We start from the raw sequence: 24,488 nt of genomic DNA on the forward strand, positions 1-24,488 counted from the left end.
ATAAAAAATTGTTTACTACTTTTGCAGTTCCTAATACATAAGACTATGTCCACAGCAAAAAAAGACTATAAAAAAATCACAACAAAGTCATTAATTGATATGAAAGCTCAAGGAGAAAAAATCTCCATGTTGACAGCTTATGATTATACCATGGCAAAAATTGTTGATTCTGCGGGAATCGACGTAATATTAGTAGGAGATTCGGCTTCTAATGTCATGGCCGGACACGAAACAACTTTACCTATCACTTTAGACCAAATGATTTATCATGCATCATCGGTGGTAAGAGGTGCCGACAGAGCCCTGGTTGTGGTTGATTTGCCTTTCGGAAGTTATCAGTCAGACCCAAAAGAAGCCTTGCGTTCTGCTATCAGAATCATGAAAGAAAGTGGCGGTCATGCAGTAAAATTAGAAGGGGGAAAAGAAATAAAAGAATCCATCAAAAAAATATTAAACGCCGGAATTCCTGTTATGGGACATTTGGGATTGACCCCGCAATCTATATATAAATTTGGAACTTATACCGTAAGAGCTAAAGAGGAAGAAGAAGCTTTGAAACTTATTGAAGACGCTAAATTATTAGAAAAAATAGGTTGTTTTTCTTTGGTTTTAGAAAAAATTCCTGCCAAATTAGCCCAGCAAATTGCCGAAAGTATCTCTATTCCTGTAATTGGTATCGGAGCCGGTTCCGGTGTTGACGGACAAGTACTGGTTATTCATGATATGTTAGGGATGAACAATGAATTCAGTCCCCGGTTTTTACGCCGTTATATGAATCTTTATGAAGGAATGACTTCTGCTATCAGCCAGTATGTTGATGATGTAAAATCTAAAGATTTTCCAAACGAAAAAGAGCAATATTAATATATTTTTCTAATTAGTAAATAATCAGTATTTCAAAATAAATACCCGAAAGAGAAATTATTTCGGGTATTTTCTTTTTATCAGAATAGTTTCATAAAACCGTTATTTTTGCATTTAAACTAAAACCTATTAATGAAAGTACTTTCAAATAAAAACAACCTTCAGGTATTGCATGAAGACAATCATATTATTGTAATAAACAAGCGTGTTGGCGATATTGTTCAGGGAGATAAAACTGGTGATAAACCGCTGAGCGAAGTGGTTAAGGAATATATCAAACAAAAATACAATAAACCAGGCGAAGTTTTTCTGGGAGTAGTTCACCGCTTAGACCGGCCTACTACAGGAATAGTTGTTTTTGCCAGAACCAGCAAAGCCCTTACACGACTAAATGACTTATTTAAAAACAGAGAAACTCAAAAAACCTACTGGGCAGTTGTAAAAAACAAACCTTCGGAAAAAGCAGCTAAACTGGTGCATTATATTAAAAGAAACGAGAAAAACAATACTTCCAAAGCGTACTTAAAAGAAGTTCCCGACAGCAAAATGGCGAGTCTGGATTATCAGATAATCAGAGAACTCAACAATTATTTTGCACTTGAAATTAACTTACATACCGGCCGTCATCATCAAATCAGAGCGCAGCTTTCCGCTATTGGCAGTCCTATAAAAGGGGATTTAAAATACGGGTTTGATCGCAGTAATCCTGATGGCGGAATCCATCTGCATGCCCGAAAATTAGTTTTTATACATCCGGTTTCTAAAGAAACGCTGAACATTCTTGCTCCGGTTCCTGACGATGTAATCTGGAACGCAGTATAGTCTGCTTTTTACAGTATAACAATTAAAAGATCTTAGATTTACTTTATAATATCCTACTATGAAATCAAACAGAGAATACATTGAGAACTTACAAAAAAATGGTTATCCTTTAACTTTTGAAACTGTTTTTAATCTTGCTTTTGAAAATTATAAAAAAATTGCCATTTATGCTGGTTCGCTGTTTTTGGTTGGTACTGCATTATTTATAATCCTGGCAATCATCATCCTTCACTACACTTATGGTTTAGCAAATTTTCAGGAATTAATACAAAAGCCTGAAAATTTAGATCCTAAAAACTTCTCCGATGAATTTATAACAGCTTATATCATTAGTATGACTTTGTTAGGCTGTATGATGCATCCCCTTTTTGCAGGTTTTATCAAAATGGCACATTGTGCACAAAAAGATGAAGAATTCCACGTTTCAACTATTTTCGGATATTACAAATGGACTTATTTTAAAGAATTGTTTTTAGTTACACTTATCATCTCAATCAGCAGCACCGGAATTTCATTTATCATGGAAGCAGCGGGAATTCCGGCATTAGGAATGTTAGCTTCAGTTAGTATATCTGTACTTACTGTATTAACGGTTCCGCTCATTATATTTAGTAATTATAGTGCAATGGAATCGATAAGAACCAGTATTAATCTCACATTAAAACAACCTTTACTTCTTTTGGGGCTTTTAATTATGGCCTACTTATTTTGTATTACCGGATTTTTCATATTTTTCATTGGATTATTTTTTACCCTTCCCTTTTTATATTCGATGCATTATGCAATTTATAGTTCAATTATAGGGTTTAATCGCTAATTATCCATATTATTTTCACTAAAAGGATTACTTTTTATTTTTAATATTGTTAATTTTAGCAAAAAATAACATCATAGTTTTGTTAAAATCACACATTTTTTAATTATAGAAAATATGACCCCATTTGATAGCTCTATATTAACAGTCTTAATCGAAAATAGTAGCTTTGGTGGTACCCAAAATTCTTTAGCTATAAAAATGTTTGACATTATAGACCAGTTACCCATTGATAAAAATCTTTATCGCACAGTGGTTCCGTTTGTCTTTTTCATCATTTTTTTACTAATCTATAAATTTCACCGGATTAAGTATGCTTTGGGAAATAAGTTCATGAAGAACTTTACTCCTCAAAATTCTGAAAATAAAGAATTTCAGCTTCATTTTCTTTTTCTGGGAATCATTGTTTTAATTTTAGAATTAACTTTCGAATTTTTTAAAATAAGACCTAAAAGTATGTTAGTTACTAACCTGACTATCTCTTTTATCTTAATAGGAATTGCTTATTTAAGCTCAAAATCTGACTTTATTTTCAAAAACATAAAAAAGATATTCAGAGTTATATTTTTACTGGCTTTCTTTAATGTATGTAAAAATTTAGTGTATTTATCCCATGATAATATTCCTTTTTTAAGTTTTTTACTTTTCATCTATTTCTCTTATAATATTATAAAACCATTGAAACTTTACGGGTTATTTATCCTGTTTTCTTTAGGCTTTCTAATTACAATTTCTTTATTAAAATTAGCACCGTTAAACAACATAACGGTAGTTTTCAATTACACCTTAATTGTTATTTTTATCAACTTCATCCGTCATATTTCTATTCAGGATATCAATAATAAGTTTCAATTCAATAATCAGATTATTCATAAAGGAAACTCATTGATAATGGCAAAAAACAAGGAAAACAGAATTGTTTTCTGTAGTGAAAATGTCGAAGAAATTTTAGGTTATAAAATGGAAGAAATTCTGGGTTATGGTTATTATGATCTGACCGAAAACCCCGAAAAAACTTCAAAAGAATCCTTTGAAAGTCAGATTAATGACAAAATTTTTGTTAGAAAAATAAAAGATAAAAATGGTGATTTTAAATTTATCCAATGGAAAAACAAACAGTTTTCAGACGATTTAATTATTGGAATCGGACAGGATATTACTAATGAAATTCATATTCAGAATCAGTATAAAAACTTAATTCAGAATGCCCAGGATTTTATCTATGAAATTGATTTAGACGGAAATATTATTTTTGCAAACGACTATACTTTAAAAACTCTGGAATATGATGAAAAAGAAATTTTAAATCATCATTATTCTCATTTTATCCGTAAAGATTTTATAAAAAAGCTAAGTGTATATTATAATAACGGTACAGAAAATGTTTCTGAATTTCCAATACATGAAATTCCGTTTCTGAAAAAAAACGGAGAAATTGTCTGGGTAGCACAAAAAGTAATGATCAGCCGTAACGATGCAGCCAAAATAAAAGGTTATTCTAGTATTGGCCGGGATATTACTTTCTTTAAAAATATTGAACTTGAAAAACAAAGAAGAGAAGAAAAAAACAAAAAATACAATGAAAATCTAAAACAATTTACTGCTAAAAGTTATTCCATTCATGAAACCCTGGAAACAAAACTGAGGCTTATACTGGAAAACACCACTAAAACCATTAGAGCTAACAGGGTAAGTTACTGGCAGTATCAGGAAGATAAAATTACTTGTCTTCAATTGTATAATTTAAAAACTAATGAATTTTCAGAAGGTTATGTTTTAAGCAAAGATTCCTATCCTGCATATTTTAAATCTATTGAAAGTAAGATGCCTTTAGTCGCATCTGATGTTAAAAATAACCCTTTAACAAAAGAGTTGCAGACTGATTATCTGGAAAAATACAATATTTATTCGATGATAGATACACCTGTTTTTATGAATGGGGATCTGATTGGGATATTGTGTATTGAAACCACCGAAAGCATTAAACAGTGGGATAATGAAGATATTAATTTTGCCCGATCAATTGCTGATAGTATTACCATAGCTTTTGAATCAAAAAGAAGACTCGAAGTCGAGCAAAAACTGACTTATAAAAGTGAGTTGCTTTCGGCAATGAACTTATGTACAGAACGTTTTTTGAATGTAAAAAGCATTGATGCGATTTTTACGGAACTGTTAGTTATTATTGGAAAATCAACCAAAGCATATCGCAGTTTTTTCTATCTGAATAATCCGGTAAATCAAACTGTCAGCCAAAAATACCATTGGACTGCTCCTAATGAAAGTTTATCTGAATTAAATCCAGCCTATCAAGATTTACCTTATTCGTTTTTTGGAAATTTCAATCCGGAAACTATCGAAAACAAAGCTTATTTAAGTGTTGTTTCGAAAATAGAAGATGCGTCGTTAAAAGAAAAACTGCAAGCTTTGAAAGCCGTTTCATTAATACTTTTTCCGGTGTTTGTAAAAAACAAATTTTATGGTTTTCTGGGATTAAATGATTTAAATGAAGACCGTAAATGGGCTGATGATGAAATCCAGATTTTACAGACTCTGGCAATGAATATCGGATCTTCTGTCGAGCGAATAGAAAACGAAATAGCGATTAATGAAAGTGAAGAAAAGTTTCGTTTATTAGCCAATAACATTCCGGGAACAGTTTATTTATCTGAAAATGATGAGGATTTCACTAAAATTTATTTGAATGATGAGATTGAAAAACTAACGGGATATCCAAAAGAAGATTTTCTAAAGAAAAGAATCCGGTTTAAAGATTTAATTCATCCCGAAGATCTCGAAAGAACACTGTTAAAATCCAGCTCAAAATTATCCAAACTGGAAGCTTTTCATATTACATATCGCATCATCAACAAGGAAGGAAATATTGTCTGGATTGATGAATTTATAGATACTGTGGTAAAAAACGGTGAAATCAAATACATTGAAGGAATTATGCTGGATATCAGTAAGCGTAAAGATGCTGAAAAAGCTATTAAAGCAAAAGAATATGCTGAAACAGCAAATAAAGCAAAATCAGAATTCTTAGCTAATATGAGCCATGAAATCCGAACGCCTCTCAATGGAATTATTGGGTTTACTGATTTATTGATGAAAACAAAACTGGATGATATACAGGAAAAACATATGATTACAGTCAATCAGTCGGCACATACTTTACTCGAAATTGTAAATGACATTCTGGATTTTTCAAAGATTGAAGCCGGAAAGTTAGAATTACATATTGAAAAACAGCCTATAAGAGAACTGATGGAACAGGTTATTGATTTGATTCAATTTGAAGCCAATCAAAAAAAATTACAATTAGATTTAAATATTGACACACAGGTTCCTGCTTATTTATGGATTGATATTGTCAGAATCAAACAGATTCTAATTAATTTATTATCTAATGCCGTTAAATTTACCGAAAAAGGAAGCGTAAAATTAAATATTGAGGTAAAAGAAATACAGAGCGATACAGAAACTAAAATTCGTTTTTCTGTAATAGATACCGGAATTGGAATCCTGGAACAAAATCAGAAAAAAATATTCAAAGCTTTTTCACAGGAAGACAGTTCGACAACTAAAAAATTTGGTGGAACAGGTTTAGGATTAACGATTTCGAACAAATTATTAAACTTAATGGACAGCCGTTTAAAATTAAAAAGTGAACCCGGAAAAGGAAGCTGTTTTTATTTTGATATCAATCTTAAAACAAGTGATCAACTGCTGACAAACATTGTGATTACCAAACCATCCTTAAATACTGAAACAATTCAATTATTTGAAAGTAATCCTGATTTGGAAAAGCTTAAAATTTTACTTGTTGAAGACAATAAAATAAATATGTTGTTATTAAAAACAATAATAAAAAACACACTTCCTAAAGCTACAATTTTCGAAGCCTCCAACGGACTTGAAGCCGTAAGTCAGTTTGAAAGCATTGTTCCAAATATTATTTTTATGGATATTCAAATGCCGGTAATGAATGGTTATGAAGCAACAGAAGCCATCCGGAAATTACCATTAGGAAAAAACACTCCTATTATAGCCATTACCGCCGGAACAGAAAAAGAGGAAAAAAACAAGTGCTTGGAAATGGAAATGAATGATTATATTTCTAAACCCATAATTAAAGGAATTATTGAAAAAACATTAACAAAATGGATTGTTACAAACTAAATATAATAGTATGAAATGGAAAGGAAGAAGACAAAGCGGCAATGTTGAAGACCGCAGAGGAATGTCATCGGGCGGTAAAACAATCGTAGGAGGAGGAATCCTGGGAATTATTATTTTATTAATAAACGTTTTTGGAGGCGAAAATGCGCAAATGATTACTCCTGTACTAGAACAGCTAAATCAGGGACAAAATCAAAACACTACTGAACAAAGAGATTTAACAGCAGCAGAATTAGAAGAACAGGCATTTGTAAAAACAATTCTTGCTGACAATGAAGATGTATGGTCTAAAATTTTTGAAGAAAACAATCTTCAATTCAAAAATCCTAATATTGTATTATTTAACGGAGCAGTACAAACTGCTTGTGGAAATGCTTCTTCTGCTTCAGGTCCTTTTTATTGTCCGGGCGATCAGAAAGTTTATATGGATTTGACTTTTTTTGAAGAACTGAAAACAAAATTTGGAGCGCAGGGAGGCGATTTTACCACTGCTTATGTGATTGCTCATGAGATAGGACATCATGTTCAGACGTTATTAGGAACATCTGCAAAAATGAGACAGATGCAGCAAGGAAAAAGCAAAGCGGAAGCCAATAAATTATCCGTCGCTCTGGAATTACAGGCTGATTTTTATGCCGGTGTCTGGACGCATTACAACCAGCAAATGAACAATATACTGGAAGATGGTGATATTGACGAGGCTTTGAGTGCTGCGCATGCCGTGGGAGATGATGCCATTCAGGCTAAAATGCAGGGCCATATTGTTCCTGAATCTTTTACACACGGGACTTCTGTACAGCGTAAATACTGGTTTATGAAGGGGTATAGATCAGGAGATATCAAACAAGGAAATACATTTGAAGAATTAGGACTTTATTGAATTAAACTTTCATTTTCCCAAATAAAAAAAATAGCTTAACTGATTATCCAGTTAAGCTATTTTTTTATTAAAAATCTTTTTATAGCGTATTGTTATAAGTATTCTCCGTGTTGAGAGATATCCAGACCTAATTCTTCTTTATCTTCAGTTACTCTTAGAGGAGTAATTTTATTTACAACAAAAAACAAGAAATAAGAACCTACAAATGCAAATACAGATACCATAATTAAAGCTGTAAACTGATTGATAAACAAAGTAGACTCACCAAAAATAAGTCCCTGATCAGTAACTGCAGGATTTATAGCTTTTGAAGCAAAAACTCCTGTTAACAACATTCCAACCATTCCGCCTACACCGTGACAGGCAAATACATCCAATGCATCATCAATTTTTCCTTTTGGAAATTTGCTAACCATAAAATTACTCACCACACTACTAAATAATCCAATAAAGATAGCGTGAGGTATGCTTACAAAACCAGCAGCAGGAGTAATCGCAACTAAACCTACAACAGTACCTATACAAGCTCCCATAGCTGATAATTTATGACCTAAAATTTTATCCATAAATACCCATGCCATTCCGGCAGCAGCAGCAGCAACAGTTGTTGTACCTAAAGCCTGAACTGCTAAACCATTAGATGCTAATGCAGAACCTGCGTTAAAACCAAACCATCCAAACCACAATAAAGCAGTACCTAATAAAACGTAAGTGATACGGGCAGGATTTACTTTTTGTACTTTTCTTTTTCCTAAAAACATTGCACCCGCAAGAGCTGCCCATCCGGCACTCATGTGTACTACAGTACCTCCTGCAAAATCAAGTACTCCCATTTTAAAGAAATATCCGTCTGAATGCCAGGTCATGTGACATAAAGGCGTATAAATAAACAGAATAAATAATACCATGAATAAAATATATGCCCAAAAACGTACTCTCTCAGCAAAAGCACCAGTAATTAAAGCCGGTGTGATAATCGCAAATTTAGCCTGAAATAAAGCAAAAAGCATAAAAGGAATTGTTCCCCAGGCAGTATTAATGTTTACATTCTGAAACATAAAAAATTCCGTCGGATCACCAATTAATCCATTGTAAGAAGTACCAAAAGACAAACTAAAACCAATAACAACCCATAATATTGTTACAATAATCATCGCTACAAAACTTTGTAACATCGTACTAATAACATTTTTTTTACCTACCATACCTCCGTAAAAGAAACCTAATCCTGGAGTCATTATTAATACTAATGCCGTAGCAACAATCATCCAGGCAGTATCTCCTGTATCAAAAACCGGAGCCTCTGATGGAACTGTATTTGGTGTTAAAATAAAACTTGAAAATAGTGTAATGACCAATAACGCAATCATTATAACACTTAAACTGATTTTTCTCATTATTTTTTTGGTTTAAATTTTCGCCAAAAATATAAAATGATTAACAACCCCCGTAAAATTCAACCCGAAATATTTTAATTTTTATTATTAATTTAGTTTACCCCCTAAAAATTTAAGGGTACAAGCTATAAAAGATTCAAAAAATAACGATTTGTTAAAATTACCTTTTACCAAAGTCATCTATAACCTCATTAAAAAGAAAATCTCATTCATTATTTTACAATAAAAACTCACAGAATTAATTTTTACTCAATCGTTTTATCGATATAATCAGAATTTAATAAGTAAAGTGCGCCCATATATTTTAAATTAAAAGAAATAAGTTCTCCTATCTGGTAGTTTTTCTTAGAATGACTGATATCGATCACCAGCATGTCTGAACTGGCATCAATAATAGTTATCTCGTCATCTTCAGGGATAAGATACTGTGGCTGCATATCTAACAAACCAACATCCAGAATAGCTCTTAGCGAAGTACTGCTAAAATCTTCTGTTTGTTCCATCGAATAAGTATTTCCTGCTACATTTTCTCCTAATTCTCCGGTGGGAGTATCGGGCTTTTCGGTAATTTCAATAATTTCAGCAAATAATTTAAAAACATCATTATGCATTCCTTCAATAGTATCTCCGGTAAAGAGGTCTTTTCCAAAGAATAGAGCTTCTCCAATTCGAAAATGATTCACAGCCATAGGACGTGCATTTTTTAAAATTAACGGAACCGCAACAGAAGTTCCTCCAGAAACCCACGGGATTTCAATATTAAATTTAGCTTCGATAAGCTGTTTGTATAAACTCAACTGAATCAACTTATCCTGAGTAGGCATAACACCGCTCAGACAATTGAGATTGGTTCCTATACCGCGGATTTCAATGTTGGGTAAACTTAAAATAGATCCGTAAAACTCAACTAATTCTTCTCCCATAACCCCTTCACGTAAATCCCCCATTTCAATCATAATGATAATTTTATGGGTTTTATGCTGCTTTATAGCTTCTTCAGAAAGCATTTGAATGGTGTAGAATTCCGTATTGAAACTCACATCCGCATAGCGAACAATGCTTTCGATACTTCTTTTAGCTGGCGGCTTAATATAAACTGTCTGAATATCCGGATTTAAGGATTTAATCTTTCTTAAGTTGCTAACCCGGGAATCATGAATTTCTTTGACTCCTAAAGCAATAATTTCTTTTAAATATATTTCATTACCACATAACATTTTAGATACTACTCCCCAATTGATTGCTCTTGATTTAAAAATAGTATCCAGAAATTGATAATTTTCTTCTAATTTTTTTCTATATAATTTTACAAATGCCATCAGTCAGTAATTTTTCGGGGAATCGTTTTCGAGATTCGGGTTAATAATTCATAATTGAGTTGGTTGCTGTAATCACAAAATGAAGCAATGGTTATAGCCAGATCATTTTGATTGCCTATTAAAACCACTTCTTCTTCTTTTTTAATACTTTTAATATCTGTAACATCTACCGCTACCATATTCATAGTAACCAGTCCTACTACCATACAGCGTTGTCCCTGTACAAGTATGCGACCGTGATTACTTAAGGATCTGCTGTATCCGTGGGCATAACCAATAGGAATTACTGCAATTTTCATGTTCTTTTTAGCCATAAAACTCGTTCCATAACCTACAAAATCACCTGTTTTTACTTTTTTAATACTCATTACTGAACTTTTCCAGGTTATGATGCGGCGTAAAGGATCCTGTTTTATTTTTTTAGTATTCAGATAAGCAACAAATACTTCCTGACTGGGCCATAATCCATATTGCATAATTCCTATCCTAACCAGATTCATTCTTGTTTCAGGAAACATTATTGCTGCTGCTGAACAGGCAGAATGTACCATTTCGGGCTTTAATTCATTTTTTATTAAATAGTGATAAATTTCGTCAAAATATTTGATTTGCTTTTCAACTCTGTAATAATTAGCAATACTTTCGGCTCCGGCATAATGTGTACAAAGTCCTTTAAAAATAAGATTCTCTGCTTCTTTTTTCAAAATTGCAATTACCTCTTTTAATTCTGATTTTTCAAATCCGGTTCTGTTCATTCCGGTTTCAGTTTCAATATGTACAATGGCTTTTTTATTCAGCTTTTTAGCCACTCTTACAGCACTGACAAGCCTTTTTTTATCAAAAACAAAAAACTCAATATCATTTTGAATAATCCACGACAAATCTTCTTCACTGATGAATCCCATGATTAAAATAGTGACTTTATCAGATAAAACAGCATGAACCTGCCTTGCTTCATCAGTATCAAAAACTGAAAAATGATTAATCCCGCATTCAGATGCCATCACAACAAATTCGGATATTCCATGACCATAAGCATTCCCTTTAACAACTGAAGAAAGAATTCTCTTTTTTCCAAATAATTGTTTCAAAAATGTTATGTTATTTTGATATGCTGAACGGCTAAGTTCTATAATTGAATTTGTCTGCATCTGTAATTTGTTTACTTATATGATGAAAAATACTTATACCTGTTTGTAAAATCTCATCCTCAAAATCATAATCGGGATTATGTAGCGCCGGCTTTTCTTTACCTATGCCTATCCCAAACATGGCACCTTTGTATTTTTGTGTAAATAGTCCAAAATCTTCTCCCCAGCTAAACGGAGTTTTCTTTTCTAAAAGCGCCAAACAATTAGAATTTGCAGCTACTCGGACTAAATCAACCGCAGTACTATTATTTTCATTAGCTTCAAAAGTCTGAACCCACTTTATACTTATACCCAGTTTATATTCATCAGCAATACTTCTGGCTTTTTCTTCTAAATAACCCGCAATATTTTTCATTTCCACACTGCTGTCACTTCTTACTGTAAAATGAATCTCTCCTGCTCCAGCCGACACACCATAAGCTTTTTTACCCATCCGGATATGTACAGGAGTAATAATACAGTATTTAGGTTTCTTGCTGTCAGGCTGACTGTATTTATTGTATGCTGAAAGTATTGCTGCAATTGCCTGTGCAGGATTAATTCCTTTTTCGGGTTCAGCAGCGTGCGCTGTAATTCCTTTTAATTTTATAATAATACTGTTTACGGCACAGGTAAAGGTGTTGTTTTTTACCACAATCTGATTCTTAGGATAAGCTGGTAAATTGTGTAAAGCAAAAACATAATCCGGATTAATGGATTTGAATTTCGTATCTGAAAGCACTTTTTGCGCACCGCTTCCATCCTCTTCCGAAGGTTGAAATAATAAAAATACAGCGCCTGTATCCGGTCTTTTTAAATGTAATTTTATGGCTAAACCGCATAAAATAGCCATATGCCCGTCATGACCACATTTATGTGAAACTGCTTTATGTACAGAACGGTGCTCAAAATTGTTTATTTCTTCAATAGGTAAGGCATCCAGTTCACAACGAAATAATACAGTTTTGCCTGGTTTTTCGCCGTTGTAAGCAGCAATAATTCCGGTTCCTCCAATAGCAGTGATCATTTCATCGGGTGGAAATTGTTTTAAAAAAGAAACAATTCTGTTTGCTGTTGCAACTTCTTTTCCGGAAACTTCAGGATGCCGGTGCAATTCTTTACGAAATGAAATTACGGTATCCAGATACTGATTGAAAGATTCCATTTTTGCTTTATTTAATGAAACGCATTTCTAAATATTTATTTGTAAATCCTAATTTTTCATAAAGCTTTCGGGCCGGATTATCCGGTTCAACATGTAGTGCAATATCACCTTCGGCAATAGAAATCGCTTTTTGCATTAAACTTTTACCGTATCCTTTACCGCGCAGGCTGTTATCGACTGCAATATAAACCAGTATATTTTCAGGAATAAATCCCTGCATACCGGTATTGTTTAAAATCACAGCCCCTACAATCCGGTGGTCATCAATCCCCAGTATAATATTCCCTCCTTTTTCCGGATTCATCACGTAATCAATACATTTTAGAATATCTTCTGTTTTGTCGCCATATTGTTCCAGATGAGTATAGAGAAACTCAGCGACAGCCTGATTAGAATAAATTTTATCTTCTCCTGATATATAATTAATTATTTTGAAGTCCATTTTGTAATTGTTTATTATTATGATAAATTGATAATAGAATAAATAAAATAAGTGAAATACTTATTCCATAAATGTTGGCATCCAGATTTTTAGAAAGCCTGATTCCTAAAGGTAACTCATTTTTTGTAATTATCAGCAAAATTGTAACTGCCCCGCCTGACAACATACTCCAGAATGCTGCAACAGGATGGCTTTTTTTCCAAAATAAAGCTCCTAAAACCGGGATAAATAAGCCCGAAACCATAAAAGCATACGAATAAAGCATCAGTTCCAATACATTTTGCATTTGGGATGCTAATAAAATGGCAAATAATCCCACGAGCAAAGTAACTATTTGCGAAAGCTGTAACTCTTTTTTATGAGTGAGTGCTTTTTTAGAAAACTTAGCCATGATATCAGTCACAATATTTCCCGAAGCAGCCATCAGGCAACTGTCAGCTGTAGAAAGTATTGCCGAAAAATAGGAAGATAACATCAGCCCCATTAACCCCACCGGCAGAATAGTAGCTAATAAAACAGGTAATCCCATTTCACTATCCATAGTTGCTGCATCAGTAATTCCGTCAAACATTCCCTGAGAGGCAGCAACTTTAGCAAGCATACCTAATATAACTCCCATAAAAGCCATTATTGGCCATTCAAAAACACCTGCTATCAACCAGGCTTTTTTGGCTTCTTTTTCTCCTTTACTGGCATAAATCCGCTGGTATAAAGTCATCCCTACAAACCAAATAGGAATAATAGTAACCGACCAGTTTATAATTTGGTAAACAGAAACATTTGACATTGATAAATACTCCGGAGCCAGAGTGCTTTTGATAGCATCATAACCACCTACCGCATTATAGGCTACCGGTATTCCAATAAAAACCAATCCTCCAATAAGGATCAACCACTGAACAGTATCGGTATAAATAACTGCTTTTAAACCGCCTATTGAAGTATATGCTACTGCAATAACTCCCATGACAATCAATGCCGTCTGAATATCTAATTCAGGAATTGTCGCCGAAGCTAATTTGGCTCCAGCCAAAACCTGAGAACTGGTAAAACCTACATAACCAATTGCGGATATAATTCCTGCCAGGAATGCCACTTTTCCATTATAAAAGTGACTAAAAATTTGAGGAAACGTAAAAAACTTATGCTGATGTCCCAGCCTGCTGATGGTGGGGATTAAAAACACTGCACTCAGCCAGGCTCCCAGTACACCCGTAAATAACATCCAGGAACCCGATAATCCCATGGTAAATCCTAAACCTCCCAAACCGATAGAAAATCCTCCTCCTACATCAGTGGCAACTACTGATAATCCAATATGCCAACTGCTCATTGTTCTCCCGCTTACATAAAAATCTTCAGCTGTTTTGTTTTTTTTAAAGAAATATACACCAACTCCCAGCATAGTCAGCATATAAACAAAAAAGATTACATAATCTATTATGTGCATTTTTTTTAATTTTCAAGATTATTAAAAGCCTGTACAAGGAATTTTTCCAAAAGGCAAAGATGTAGCATGCTACAAAAGGTGATTTTTAAAATTATTTCAGGAATAATGAAACATTCGAAAAGGCTAAAAAAAACGATAGAAAAATCAGTTTTTGCCGTTTAAAAATCAATTAACGAATGCAAATATAGGAAAAACATCCAAAAAAATAACATTTATTCAATTCCGGCTTGGTTAAGAAATCATTATTATCCCTTAAAATACATTACTTAACTATTATTTTTTTATTCAAAACTCACTAATATTCTGTCTTTTGTATTTTAAAATTCACTATTTTTAAAAAATTATACTACAAAAAAATTCCCGCATCAGTATCATTAATTCTGAAAGCAAAAAAGTATCTTAATTTATAAAAACAATGAAAGACAAAAACATAATCAATTGGGGAATAGTAGGTCTTGGAAATATTGCACATCTGTTTGTAAAAGAATTACAATTAGTACGAGAAGCCCGACTCGTAGCAGTAGCATCCAGAAGTAAAGAGAATGCTGTGGCTTTTGCAAAAACCTATCAGTGCCCAAAAGTTTATGATTCTTATGAAGCTATTCTGAATGACAACAACATTGACATTCTTTATATTGCAACTCCACATGATTCTCATGCAGAACTTACTATAAAAGCATTAGAAAAAAACAAGCATGTATTGTGTGAAAAACCAATTGCACTACGGTATGAAGATGCCGAAAAAATGATTGCTACTGCAGTTAAATACAATAAATTTTTCATGGAAGCTTTCTGGACCAGATTTAATCCTTCTTTCAGAGCGGCTTTCGCAAAAATAAAACAGGGAGAAATAGGAAGTATTCGGTACATCAATGCTGATTTTGCGTTCTATGCTGAAGAAAAAAAAGGCAGCAGAATGTTTGATTTAAAAACAGGTGGCGGTTCCTTAATGGATATTGGAGTTTACCCGTTATTTCTTGCTTACACCCTGTTGGGAATTCCTGAAAATATTTATGCAAAATCCATTTTTCATTCCTCTGGAGTAGATACACAAACTGCTATGATTTTGCAATACAAAGAAGCACAAGCGGTATTATATTCCGGAATTTCACATACTTCTAATGTAGAAGCCACTATAAGCGGAACTAAAGGGCGAATTAATCTGAATTCTATGTGGCATATGGCAGAATCTTATACACTGATAAAAGATGATGTCAAAACTATTTTTGAGTTTCCAACCCAGGAAATGGGATACCTTTATGAAATTGAAGAATGCCATGAATGCATTAAAAATAACGCTCCCAAAAGTAATTTATGGTCACATAAAAACAGTTTAGAACTCATGAAAATTGTTGAAGAAGTAAAAAATCAAATAGGATTACAATTCTAATTTAAGCTCAGCTAATCATTTTATAATACCATTTTATGTTAATAAAAGTATTTGGAAGCGCCGTTTTTGGTGTAGAAGCCACAACAATAACTGTTGAAGTAAACATAGACAAAGGTGTAGGTTATCATTTGGTAGGTCTACCGGATAACGCAATCAAAGAAAGTAGTTATCGTATTGCTGCAGCTTTAAAAAATAATGGTTATTCACTGCCCGGTAAAAAAATAACCATCAATATGGCTCCCGCCGATTTACGAAAAGAAGGTTCTGCATACGACTTAACACTTGCATTAGGTATTCTCGTTGCTTCCGGACAAATTAAGGGAGACGAAATTGACAAATACATTATCATGGGCGAATTATCATTAGACGGTAGCCTACAGCCTATTCGCGGTGCTTTACCAATTGCCATTAAAGCCAAAGAAGAAGGTTTTAAAGGTTTTTTTCTTCCTAAGCAAAATGTCAAAGAAGCTGCAATTGTTAAAGATTTAAATGTATATGGCATTGAAAATGTACAGGAAATAATTGATTTCTTCGAAGGAAACGGTAATTTAGAACCCACACATATTGATACCCGCGCCGAATTTTACAAAGATTTGGATTTTCCTGAATTTGATTTTTCAGATGTCAAGGGCCAAGAAAGCATTAAAAGATGTATGGAAATTGCCGCTGCTGGCGGACATAATATTATTTTAATTGGTCCTCCGGGAGCAGGAAAAACCATGCTGGCCAAGCGTTTACCCAGTATTCTTCCGCCAATGACTTTACACGAAGCTTTAGAAACTACCAAAATCCATAGTGTTGCCGGCAAATTAAAAGAAGTTGGTCTGATGAATCAAAGACCTTTTCGCAGTCCGCATCATACTATTTCAAATGTAGCCCTTGTAGGCGGCGGCAGCTATCCGCAGCCCGGAGAAATTTCTATGGCGCATAATGGGGTTTTGTTTCTGGATGAATTACCGGAATTCAAGCGAGATGTTCTTGAAGTAATGCGTCAGCCGCTGGAAGATCGGGAAGTAACGATTTCCAGAGCCAAATTTACGGTTACTTATCCTTCTTCATTCATGCTGGTTGCCAGTATGAATCCAAGTCCGAGTGGCTTTTTTAATGATCCGAGTGCTGCCCAAACCGCTTCGCCTTATGAAATGCAACGCTATTTAAGTAAAATTTCAGGACCTTTACTGGACCGGATTGATATTCATATTGAAGTAACTCCCGTTCCTTTCGAAAAACTATCCGACAATCAAAAAGCGGAAAACAGTATGAACATTCGCAAACGGGTAACAGCAGCGCGTGAAATTCAATCAGAGAGATTCGAAAAGATGAATAACATCCATTACAATGCTCAAATGAGTACTAAACACATTCGGGAATATTGTGTTTTAAATGATGAATCAAAATCATTACTGAAAAACGCTATGGAACGCTTGAATCTTTCAGCCCGGGCATACGACAGGATTTTGAAAGTAGCCCGTACTATTGCAGACTTAGAAGCTTCCGAAGCTGTCGCATCCCATCACATTGCCGAAGCGATTCAATACAGAAGTTTAGATCGTGATGGCTGGTTGGGGTAGTTAATTTAGTATATTGCTCCGCAAAGTCTCCGACTTTGAGGTAGTGATTTGCGGTTTTTAACCGCAGTAATTTGAATTTTATGTCAGTCAGAGACTGACAAACGCATCCTCAAATTCGGAGACTTTGCGGAGCACAATTAAATTAGAACTTCGCTATCCCCGCTTTCAGCCAGTTGTAATATTCCTTAACACCCACATAACTAATTGTTGGTTTTGCGGTATTCAAACTGTTTCCTTCTAAATCAGTCAATACATACAAAGGCTGCGTATTGGTTTTGTATTTAGAAATCATAAAATCAGTCCATTTATCGCCTATCGTTTCAATTTCTGAACCTGTTGTAGGAGAAATAAATTGCTGTGCTTTTGGTAATTCTCTTTTGTCATCCACATAAAGTGAAATCAGCACAATTTCGTTATTCAAAATAGGTAAAACACTGGCGTCAGACCACACATTGTTTTCCATCTTTCTGCAATTTACACAGGCATAACCTGTAAAATCAAGCATAATGGGTTTATTTACTTTTCTAGCATAAGCCAAACCGGACTGATAATCTTCAAAAACTACTATCCCATGCGGACCTATTTTTGCTCCATCCGGTAAATCCATTTTAGTATTGCTTACGTTAGAATCACCTAGTCCCATTGGGCTTTCGCTGTATTGCATTGGCGGAGGAAATGCGCTGATTATTTTCAAAGGTGCTCCCCAAAGTCCCGGAATTAAATAAATGGTAAAAGTTAAAACCAACAATCCCATTCCTAATCGTCCGACGGAAATATGTGTCAACGGACTATCGTGCGGTAAGGTTATTTTCCCAAATAAATACAATGCCAAAGTTCCAAAAATAGCGATCCAAATGGCTAAGAAAACTTCTCTTTCTAACAAATGCAATTGTAAAACCAAATCAGCATTCGATAAAAATTTAAAAGCCAAAGCCAATTCTAAAAATCCTAAAAACACTTTTACGGTATTCAGCCAGCCTCCTGATTTTGGTAACGAATTCAACCAACCCGGAAATAAAGCAAACAGCATAAATGGTAAAGCTAATGCCAATGAAAATCCAAACATTCCAACAATTGGCCCTATAACACCGTTTGTGGCAGCTTCAACCAATAAAGAACCAACAATAGGTCCTGTACATGAAAATGAAACAATAGCTAAAGCCAAAGCCATAAACAAAATGCCTACAATCCCACCTTTGTCTGCCTGATTGTCTACTTTATTAGCCCAGGAATTAGGCAGCATAATTTCGAAAGCACCTAAAAAAGAAGCTGCAAAAATCACTAATAAGATAAAGAATCCAATATTAAACCACACATTCGTGGATAATGCATTTAAAGCATCAGCTCCAAATATCCATGATACTAAAAAACCCAGCGAAACATAAATTACTATAATTGAAATGCCATAAATAACAGCATTTCTAATTCCTGCCGCTTTGGTTTTACTTTGTTTGGTGAAGAAACTCACCGTCATGGGAATCATTGGAAACACACAAGGAGTCAGCAAAGCCGTAAAACCAAATAAAAAAGCAACCAGAAATACTGACCATAAACTCCTTGGAGCATTTGGTACACTTTCGGGCAAAGTCACTTTTTCAACAGCTTCTGCTACATTACTTTCACCAAGACTTGGCACAACCGAGTCTGTTTTGATCGTATCGACACGCTTTTCATTTGCAACAGAACTATCTTTAATACTATCCTTTTTTATGGGTGCAACAACTGCGGTTTTAGCAGCAGGAATCTGAAAAGTAAATTTCTTAGACTGATTGATACACACTTCTTTACATACTTGGTAATTAAGTTCCACTTCAACCTTATTTAACTTTGAGTTAGTCAATTTAATTTCTTGCTTAATTTGAGCTTTTCCTTCAAAAAAAGTTTCGTCTACCTCAAAAATATCGTTGTAAGCAGTTTTTGTTTTGCTCTCTTTGGCTTTGCCAATTAAATTAAAATTTCCTTTCTGATTTTTAAAAACAACTTCCATAGCCAGTGGTCCTCCATCGGGAGTAAACTGCGAATACATGTGCCAGTCTTTCTCAATTACCGCATTAAAAGTCAATACAAAAACACCTTCTGATTTCTGTTCTATTTTGGTAGTCCATTTAACTGGATCCAGAATTTGAGAATTTACATTGGTAAAAACCAAAAAAGCGGTAAGAATAAATACTAGTTTTTTCATTATTGCAAAGCTATTTTTAATATATTTTGTGTGGAATCATCCGTCCTGAACCGCTCATCCTGTCGGATACCTATTACCCATACAATTTGATTTCCGGACCATAAAACCCAGCAATTTTCTTTTTCTAATAAAGATAATTTTTCGTCTTTAAAAAGTTTACTCAGTTTTTTAGACTTCCCATTCATCCCAAACGGCTGAAAAGAATCACCTTCCTCCCATTTTTTTAAAACCAATGGATAAACTAATTTATCTTCGTCCACAAATATAACTGAATTTGATGCAGCTGAAATGTCGTCTACTTTGCAAAAAGCAAGATTTAAGGGAATATTAACTTCTGTAACATTTTTTTCTACAAAAAAGAACTGTTCTGGTTTATCTATTAGCAAAGCACTCAAAATTAAGGATTCTCTGTCCTTTAATAGCCTGTAATGAGGCGAAAAAACCTGTTTTCCTGACTGACTTTCTACCAAAGCATATACATCCTCCCAGGCTGTAAAACCAAATTCATGCAACCACTGATACAAATACGATTTATAATTAGGCAGTCGTAACAATTGCTTTAAATCAAAAATAATCATTTCTTCATCTTCTTTTGCAACCTGCTGATACACCATAATACTCGCGTCTTCAACTAATTCCTGAGATTCTTTTAAATAAGACTGCGTTTTTTGAAAAGAATCGATAAACTTCGGATTGAGTTCTTTTAGCAAAGGAACTAGATGATGTCTGATTTTATTACGCAAATATTTATCGGAGGCATTACTGCTGTCTTCCCGCCACTGAATAGTATTTTCCTTCGCATAGTGGTCAATTTCCGCTCTTGTAAAAGGCAAAAGCGGACGGATAATTTTATTATTCCGGGTCGGAATTCCAATTAACCCTTCTAAACCGGTTCCCCGACTCAGGTTAATCAAAAAGGTTTCTATATTATCATCAGCATGATGAGCAGTTAAAATGTAATCATAATTTTCTGTTTCCAGCAATTCATAAAACCAATTATAACGCAATTCACGGGCTGCAATTTGAGTCGAAAGCTTGTAATCAATCGCAAATGCTTCGGTATCAAACTGAGTTAAAAAAAGTGGAATTTCATTTGCATCAGCATATTGACGAATAAAATCCTGATCTCCAAAACTTTCTAATCCACGTAATTGAAAGTTACAGTGACACAATCCAATAGAGTATTTTAACTGATGTAATAAATGAACTAAAACCATACTGTCAATTCCGCCACTTACTGCCAGTAATAATTTGCTGTTTTCCAAAAAAGGAAAATTTTTATTCAGATGTATTTTGAGTCTTTCAAGCATGGATTAAAAATTATAAATTTATTTCAAAACTTCAAACATTGCTTTGGCTTTTAGCAAACATTCTTCGTATTCCTTTTCAGGAACAGAGAGTGAAGTGATGGCACTTCCTACTGAAAACGATAAATACTGATTCTGCTGATTGTATAAAATACTCCGAATTACGACGTTAAAGTCAAAATCACCTTCAGGAGTAAAATAACCCACAGCTCCACTGTACAAACCTCTTTTTGTTTCTTCCAGTTCTTCAATAATTTTCATCACCGAAATCTTAGGCGCTCCCGTCATACTTCCCATTGGAAAAGTATACCTTAAAGCATCAACAGCAGTATATTGCGTATCCAGTTTTGAAGTGATTGTTGAAATTATTTGGTGCACCTGCAGGAACGAATATATACCACATAATTCCGTCACCTGCACCGAACCTTTTTGTGCTGTATGTGATAAATCGTTGCGAACCAAATCGGTTATCATAATGTTTTCGGCACGTTCTTTAGCATCAGCAGCTAATCTATTTTTGGATTCTTCATCTTCTATTGGATCCAAAGAGCGTTTCGCTGTTCCTTTTATAGGTTGGGAAATCAATACATCACCTACTTTTTTCAAATAACGTTCCGGCGAAGCCGACAGTAAAAATTGCTTGTGATTTTTAAAAAACACGGCAAATGGTGGCTTTGAAATTTCATTGAGTCTTAAAAAAGTTTTAACAGGCTCAATATATGCTTTTTCGGCATAGAATTCCATACAAAAATTAGCCTCATACAAATCCCCGTGATGAATATATTGAAGCATTTTAGATACTTTTTCACGATAAGCTTCCGCTGAAATTCGTTGTTGAATATGAACATCCAAATCCAATTTTTCTAAATCAATTGTAACTGATTTGATTTCTTCCCAATCGGCTTCAAATTCATCATCACAAAAATTTAAATATTTAATTTCGAGTTGGTTTCCTTTAGCCAGAAAAAGTTTTTTAGGCTGAAAAAAAAACAGATCAGGAAATTCCAATCCATCAAAATTATCAGATTTTAAATTTTCTGTATCATTTTTTAAATCATAGGATAAATAACCAAAAATCCAGTCTCTGCTGGTTTGCTGGTACTGTTTTAAATCTTCAAAAGCATTAAAATAATCTGTTTTTATAGCTGTAAAAGCATCAACGGCCAGAATCCAATCATAATTAGAATAGTCCTGCTGATATTCATTACTATCCATAAAAGTCACTTCTCTAAATTGTTGTGACCATAGTAAAAGCTGTTTTTTGAAATCAGCGAGCTGCGTTATGTCTTGTATAAAAGATGTTCTCAAAGTAATTTTTTAAAAAAGTAAAATTACAATAAAAACCCGACTTATTTTATTTGTCAAACAGCTTAAAGCATTTAGTAAAATATTTTGTTTGTTGCAATAAAAAGCAACTTACAAAATAGATTCATTATCAAATTAACATTTTAATAAATAATAATTATTTAAAAAAGAAAAAACCAGTTCTTTTTTTTGTAAATTTACAATAAGATGAAAACAAGACCTGTATTTTGACTTGTTATTACATCTCAATATTGTAGTTTTTCTAATTTGCACGGTTATTTAGGGAGAGATTATACGAAGAATGGAGGTGTCAGACCGCAACAGATATTTTTTGATTTGTTAACCCATAAACCTATATATCATGAAAATCGCAACCCTTATTGTTCGTTCTCTGCTAGGGATATTATTTCTCTTTACTTCGGTTAGTTATTTTTTACACCTGAATCCAGAACCTGCATCTACAGGAGACTTTAAAGCATTTCAGGTTGGTCTTGTAGCATCAACTTATCTGATACCTTTAGCCAAAAGCATTGAATTACTTTGTGGTTTATCCTTTGTGACAGGAAAATTCACCACTTTGGCTAATATTATTATTTTTCCGGTAATCATCAATATTTTACTGATTAATTACTTTTTAACCCCTGAAAATTTACCCATTGCAATTGGTATTTTTCTAGCCAATATTTTTCTGATTTACAGTCATTGGGAAAATTATAAAGGATTATTTAAAATGAATGGTTAAATATAAAAACAAGAAACCCGTCTCGTTAAAAATGAGACGGGTTTCTGTTTTATAAAAACGTATATTTTAAACGTGTATTGCTCTGTTGTCAGTTGCTGCTAATGCCGCTTCTTTTACCGCTTCCGCAAATGTAGGATGTGCGTGAGACATTCTCGAAATATCTTCAGCCGATGCTTTGTATTCCATTGCTACAACCGCTTCAGCAATTAAATCAGCTGTTCTTGCACCAATCATATGAATACCTAAAACTTCATCTGTTTTCGCATCAGCAAGAATTTTCACAAAACCATCTAAATCAGCACTTGCTCTTGCACGTCCTAATGCTTTGAATGGAAAACTTCCTGATTTATATGCTACTCCAGCCGCTTTTAATTGTTCTTCTGTTTGTCCCACAGCTGCAACTTCCGGCCAGGTATAAACTACTCCCGGAATTAAATTATAATCAATATGTGGTTTTTGACCCGCTAAGATTTCAGCAACCATAGTTCCTTCTTCTTCTGCTTTGTGAGCTAACATCGCACCACGTACCACATCACCGATAGCGTAAATATTAGAAGCCGAAGTTTGTAAATGATCGTTTACTTCAACTTGACCTCTTTCTGTGATTTTAACACCAGCTGCTTCAGCATTCAATCCATCTGTATAAGGACGACGACCAACAGAAACCAAGGAATAATCTCCTTCCAGTGTAATTACTTCACCTTTTGCATTTTCTGCTTTCACAGTCACTACATCACCAGCTCTTTCTACTGATTGTACTTTATGAGAAGTATAGAATTTCATACCTTGTTTTTTCAACACTTTTGTCAGTTCTTTAGACAAAGAAGCATCCATTCCAGGAATAATTCTGTCCATGAATTCCACAACTGAAACCTGAGCTCCAAGACGTAAATATACTTGTCCTAACTCGATACCAATAACTCCACCACCAATAATCACAAGGTGTTTAGGCACTTCTGTCAAACTTAAAGCTTCTGTAGAAGTAATGATTCTTTCTTTGTCAATTTTAATAAAAGGCAAAGAAGATGGCTTAGAACCCGTTGCAATAATAGTATGTTTAGCTTCAATTGTCTCTGATGTTCCGTCAGCTTTTGCAACAGCAACATGAGTAGCATCTACAAAAGAACCTAATCCTTCAAAAACCGTAATCTTATTTTTGTCCATCAAATAGTTAATTCCACCGGAAGTCTGATCAACAACTGCTTTTTTACGGGCAATCATTTTCTCTAAATTAACTTTTACTTCTCCTGAAACTTCGATTCCGTGATCAGCAAAATGAGCAATTTCTGCATAATGATGTGAAGAAGCCAATAAAGCTTTGGAAGGAATACAACCTACATTAAGACAAGTTCCTCCAAGTGTGGAATATTTTTCGATAATAGCTGTTTTGAAGCCTAGTTGCGCACAACGAATCGCTGATACATATCCTCCAGGTCCAGAACCTATAACGACTACGTCAAATGAATTCATAGTATATTGTTTTTTATTTATTTTTTAAAATGTCGAAGAGCAAAAATAAGGAATTA

Annotated in this window: 18 protein-coding genes; 8 read left to right on the top strand and 10 right to left on the bottom strand. The window is 34.0% G+C overall.

From position 1 onward, the window contains the following. Positions 1–45: 45 nt before the first annotated feature. From panB to ypfJ, 5 genes are all read left to right on the top strand, one after another. Positions 46–864: a 3-methyl-2-oxobutanoate hydroxymethyltransferase gene (panB, locus tag ABS764_RS02300; RefSeq protein ID WP_408079544.1), complete on the top strand. Its 819-nt coding sequence runs from the start codon at positions 46–48 to the stop codon at positions 862–864. Between the two features lie 132 nt (positions 865–996). Beyond that, positions 997–1,686: an RluA family pseudouridine synthase gene (locus ABS764_RS02305; RefSeq protein WP_408079546.1), complete on the top strand. Its 690-nt coding sequence runs from the start codon at positions 997–999 to the stop codon at positions 1,684–1,686. A 58-nt stretch (positions 1,687–1,744) separates the two neighbouring features. Then, positions 1,745–2,503, top strand: a complete 759-nt coding sequence (locus tag ABS764_RS02310; protein ID WP_408079548.1) for a hypothetical protein — start codon at positions 1,745–1,747, stop codon at positions 2,501–2,503. Between the two features lie 114 nt (positions 2,504–2,617). Beyond that, positions 2,618–6,682, top strand: a complete 4,065-nt coding sequence (locus ABS764_RS02315; protein WP_408079550.1) for a PAS domain S-box protein — start codon at positions 2,618–2,620, stop codon at positions 6,680–6,682. A gap of 10 nt (positions 6,683–6,692) precedes the next feature. After that, complete coding sequence (ypfJ, locus tag ABS764_RS02320) at positions 6,693–7,562, top strand: KPN_02809 family neutral zinc metallopeptidase (protein ID WP_408079552.1); 870 nt, start codon at positions 6,693–6,695, stop codon at positions 7,560–7,562. A 92-nt stretch (positions 7,563–7,654) separates the two neighbouring features. Here the strand turns inward: ypfJ and ABS764_RS02325 are convergent, their stop codons facing one another. The 6 genes from ABS764_RS02325 to ABS764_RS02350 form a co-directional block, all read right to left on the bottom strand. Then, complete coding sequence (locus ABS764_RS02325; protein ID WP_408079554.1) at positions 7,655–8,959, bottom strand: ammonium transporter; 1,305 nt, start codon at positions 8,957–8,959, stop codon at positions 7,655–7,657. Between the two features lie 245 nt (positions 8,960–9,204). Beyond that, complete coding sequence (locus tag ABS764_RS02330) at positions 9,205–10,278, bottom strand: alanine/ornithine racemase family PLP-dependent enzyme (RefSeq protein ID WP_408079556.1); 1,074 nt, start codon at positions 10,276–10,278, stop codon at positions 9,205–9,207. After that, positions 10,278–11,429, bottom strand: a complete 1,152-nt coding sequence (gene alr, locus ABS764_RS02335; RefSeq protein WP_408079558.1) for an alanine racemase — start codon at positions 11,427–11,429, stop codon at positions 10,278–10,280. The genes ABS764_RS02330 and alr overlap by 1 nt, the downstream gene beginning before the upstream one ends. After that, entirely contained in the window at positions 11,401–12,573 is a 1,173-nt protein-coding gene (locus ABS764_RS02340; RefSeq protein ID WP_408079560.1) for an amidohydrolase, read from the bottom strand. The genes alr and ABS764_RS02340 overlap by 29 nt, the downstream gene beginning before the upstream one ends. 7 nt (positions 12,574–12,580) lie before the next feature. Further along, complete coding sequence (locus tag ABS764_RS02345; protein ID WP_408079562.1) at positions 12,581–13,015, bottom strand: GNAT family N-acetyltransferase; 435 nt, start codon at positions 13,013–13,015, stop codon at positions 12,581–12,583. After that, positions 12,996–14,465 (bottom strand): sodium:solute symporter family protein, encoded by a 1,470-nt coding sequence (locus ABS764_RS02350; RefSeq protein ID WP_408079564.1) that lies wholly within the window; start codon positions 14,463–14,465, stop codon positions 12,996–12,998. The genes ABS764_RS02345 and ABS764_RS02350 overlap by 20 nt, the downstream gene beginning before the upstream one ends. 415 nt (positions 14,466–14,880) lie before the next feature. On the opposite strand from ABS764_RS02350, the gene ABS764_RS02355 reads away from it, so the two are divergent. Beyond that, entirely contained in the window at positions 14,881–15,855 is a 975-nt protein-coding gene (locus tag ABS764_RS02355; protein ID WP_408079566.1) for a Gfo/Idh/MocA family protein, read from the top strand. Positions 15,856–15,890: 35 nt separating this feature from the next. Further along, on the top strand, positions 15,891–17,426 hold the full coding sequence (locus tag ABS764_RS02360) for a YifB family Mg chelatase-like AAA ATPase (RefSeq protein WP_408079568.1): 1,536 nt from the start codon (positions 15,891–15,893) through the stop codon (positions 17,424–17,426). Between the two features lie 142 nt (positions 17,427–17,568). Here the strand turns inward: ABS764_RS02360 and ABS764_RS02365 are convergent, their stop codons facing one another. Genes ABS764_RS02365 through ABS764_RS02375 form a run of 3 tightly spaced genes read right to left on the bottom strand, consistent with a single transcriptional unit; the run spans position 17,569 to position 22,223 of the window. Beyond that, positions 17,569–19,608, bottom strand: a complete 2,040-nt coding sequence (locus ABS764_RS02365) for a protein-disulfide reductase DsbD family protein (protein WP_408079570.1) — start codon at positions 19,606–19,608, stop codon at positions 17,569–17,571. Next, positions 19,608–20,918: a tRNA lysidine(34) synthetase TilS gene (gene tilS, locus ABS764_RS02370; protein WP_408079572.1), complete on the bottom strand. Its 1,311-nt coding sequence runs from the start codon at positions 20,916–20,918 to the stop codon at positions 19,608–19,610. The genes ABS764_RS02365 and tilS overlap by 1 nt, the downstream gene beginning before the upstream one ends. 18 nt (positions 20,919–20,936) lie before the next feature. Next, positions 20,937–22,223, bottom strand: a complete 1,287-nt coding sequence (locus tag ABS764_RS02375; protein WP_408079574.1) for an anthranilate synthase component I family protein — start codon at positions 22,221–22,223, stop codon at positions 20,937–20,939. A gap of 358 nt (positions 22,224–22,581) precedes the next feature. Here ABS764_RS02375 and ABS764_RS02380 point away from each other — a divergent pair, with 358 nt between their 5' ends. Further along, entirely contained in the window at positions 22,582–22,962 is a 381-nt protein-coding gene (locus ABS764_RS02380) for a DoxX family membrane protein (protein WP_408079576.1), read from the top strand. 66 nt (positions 22,963–23,028) lie between these two features. On the opposite strand, the gene lpdA is transcribed toward ABS764_RS02380, so the two are convergent. Beyond that, a complete protein-coding gene (gene lpdA / locus ABS764_RS02385; protein WP_408079578.1) occupies positions 23,029–24,432 on the bottom strand; it encodes a dihydrolipoyl dehydrogenase in 1,404 nt (467 codons plus the stop codon). Between the last annotated feature and the right edge of the window lie 56 nt (positions 24,433–24,488).

The organism is Flavobacterium plantiphilum, assembly GCF_046000495.1.
Taxonomy (GTDB): domain Bacteria; phylum Bacteroidota; class Bacteroidia; order Flavobacteriales; family Flavobacteriaceae; genus Flavobacterium; species Flavobacterium plantiphilum.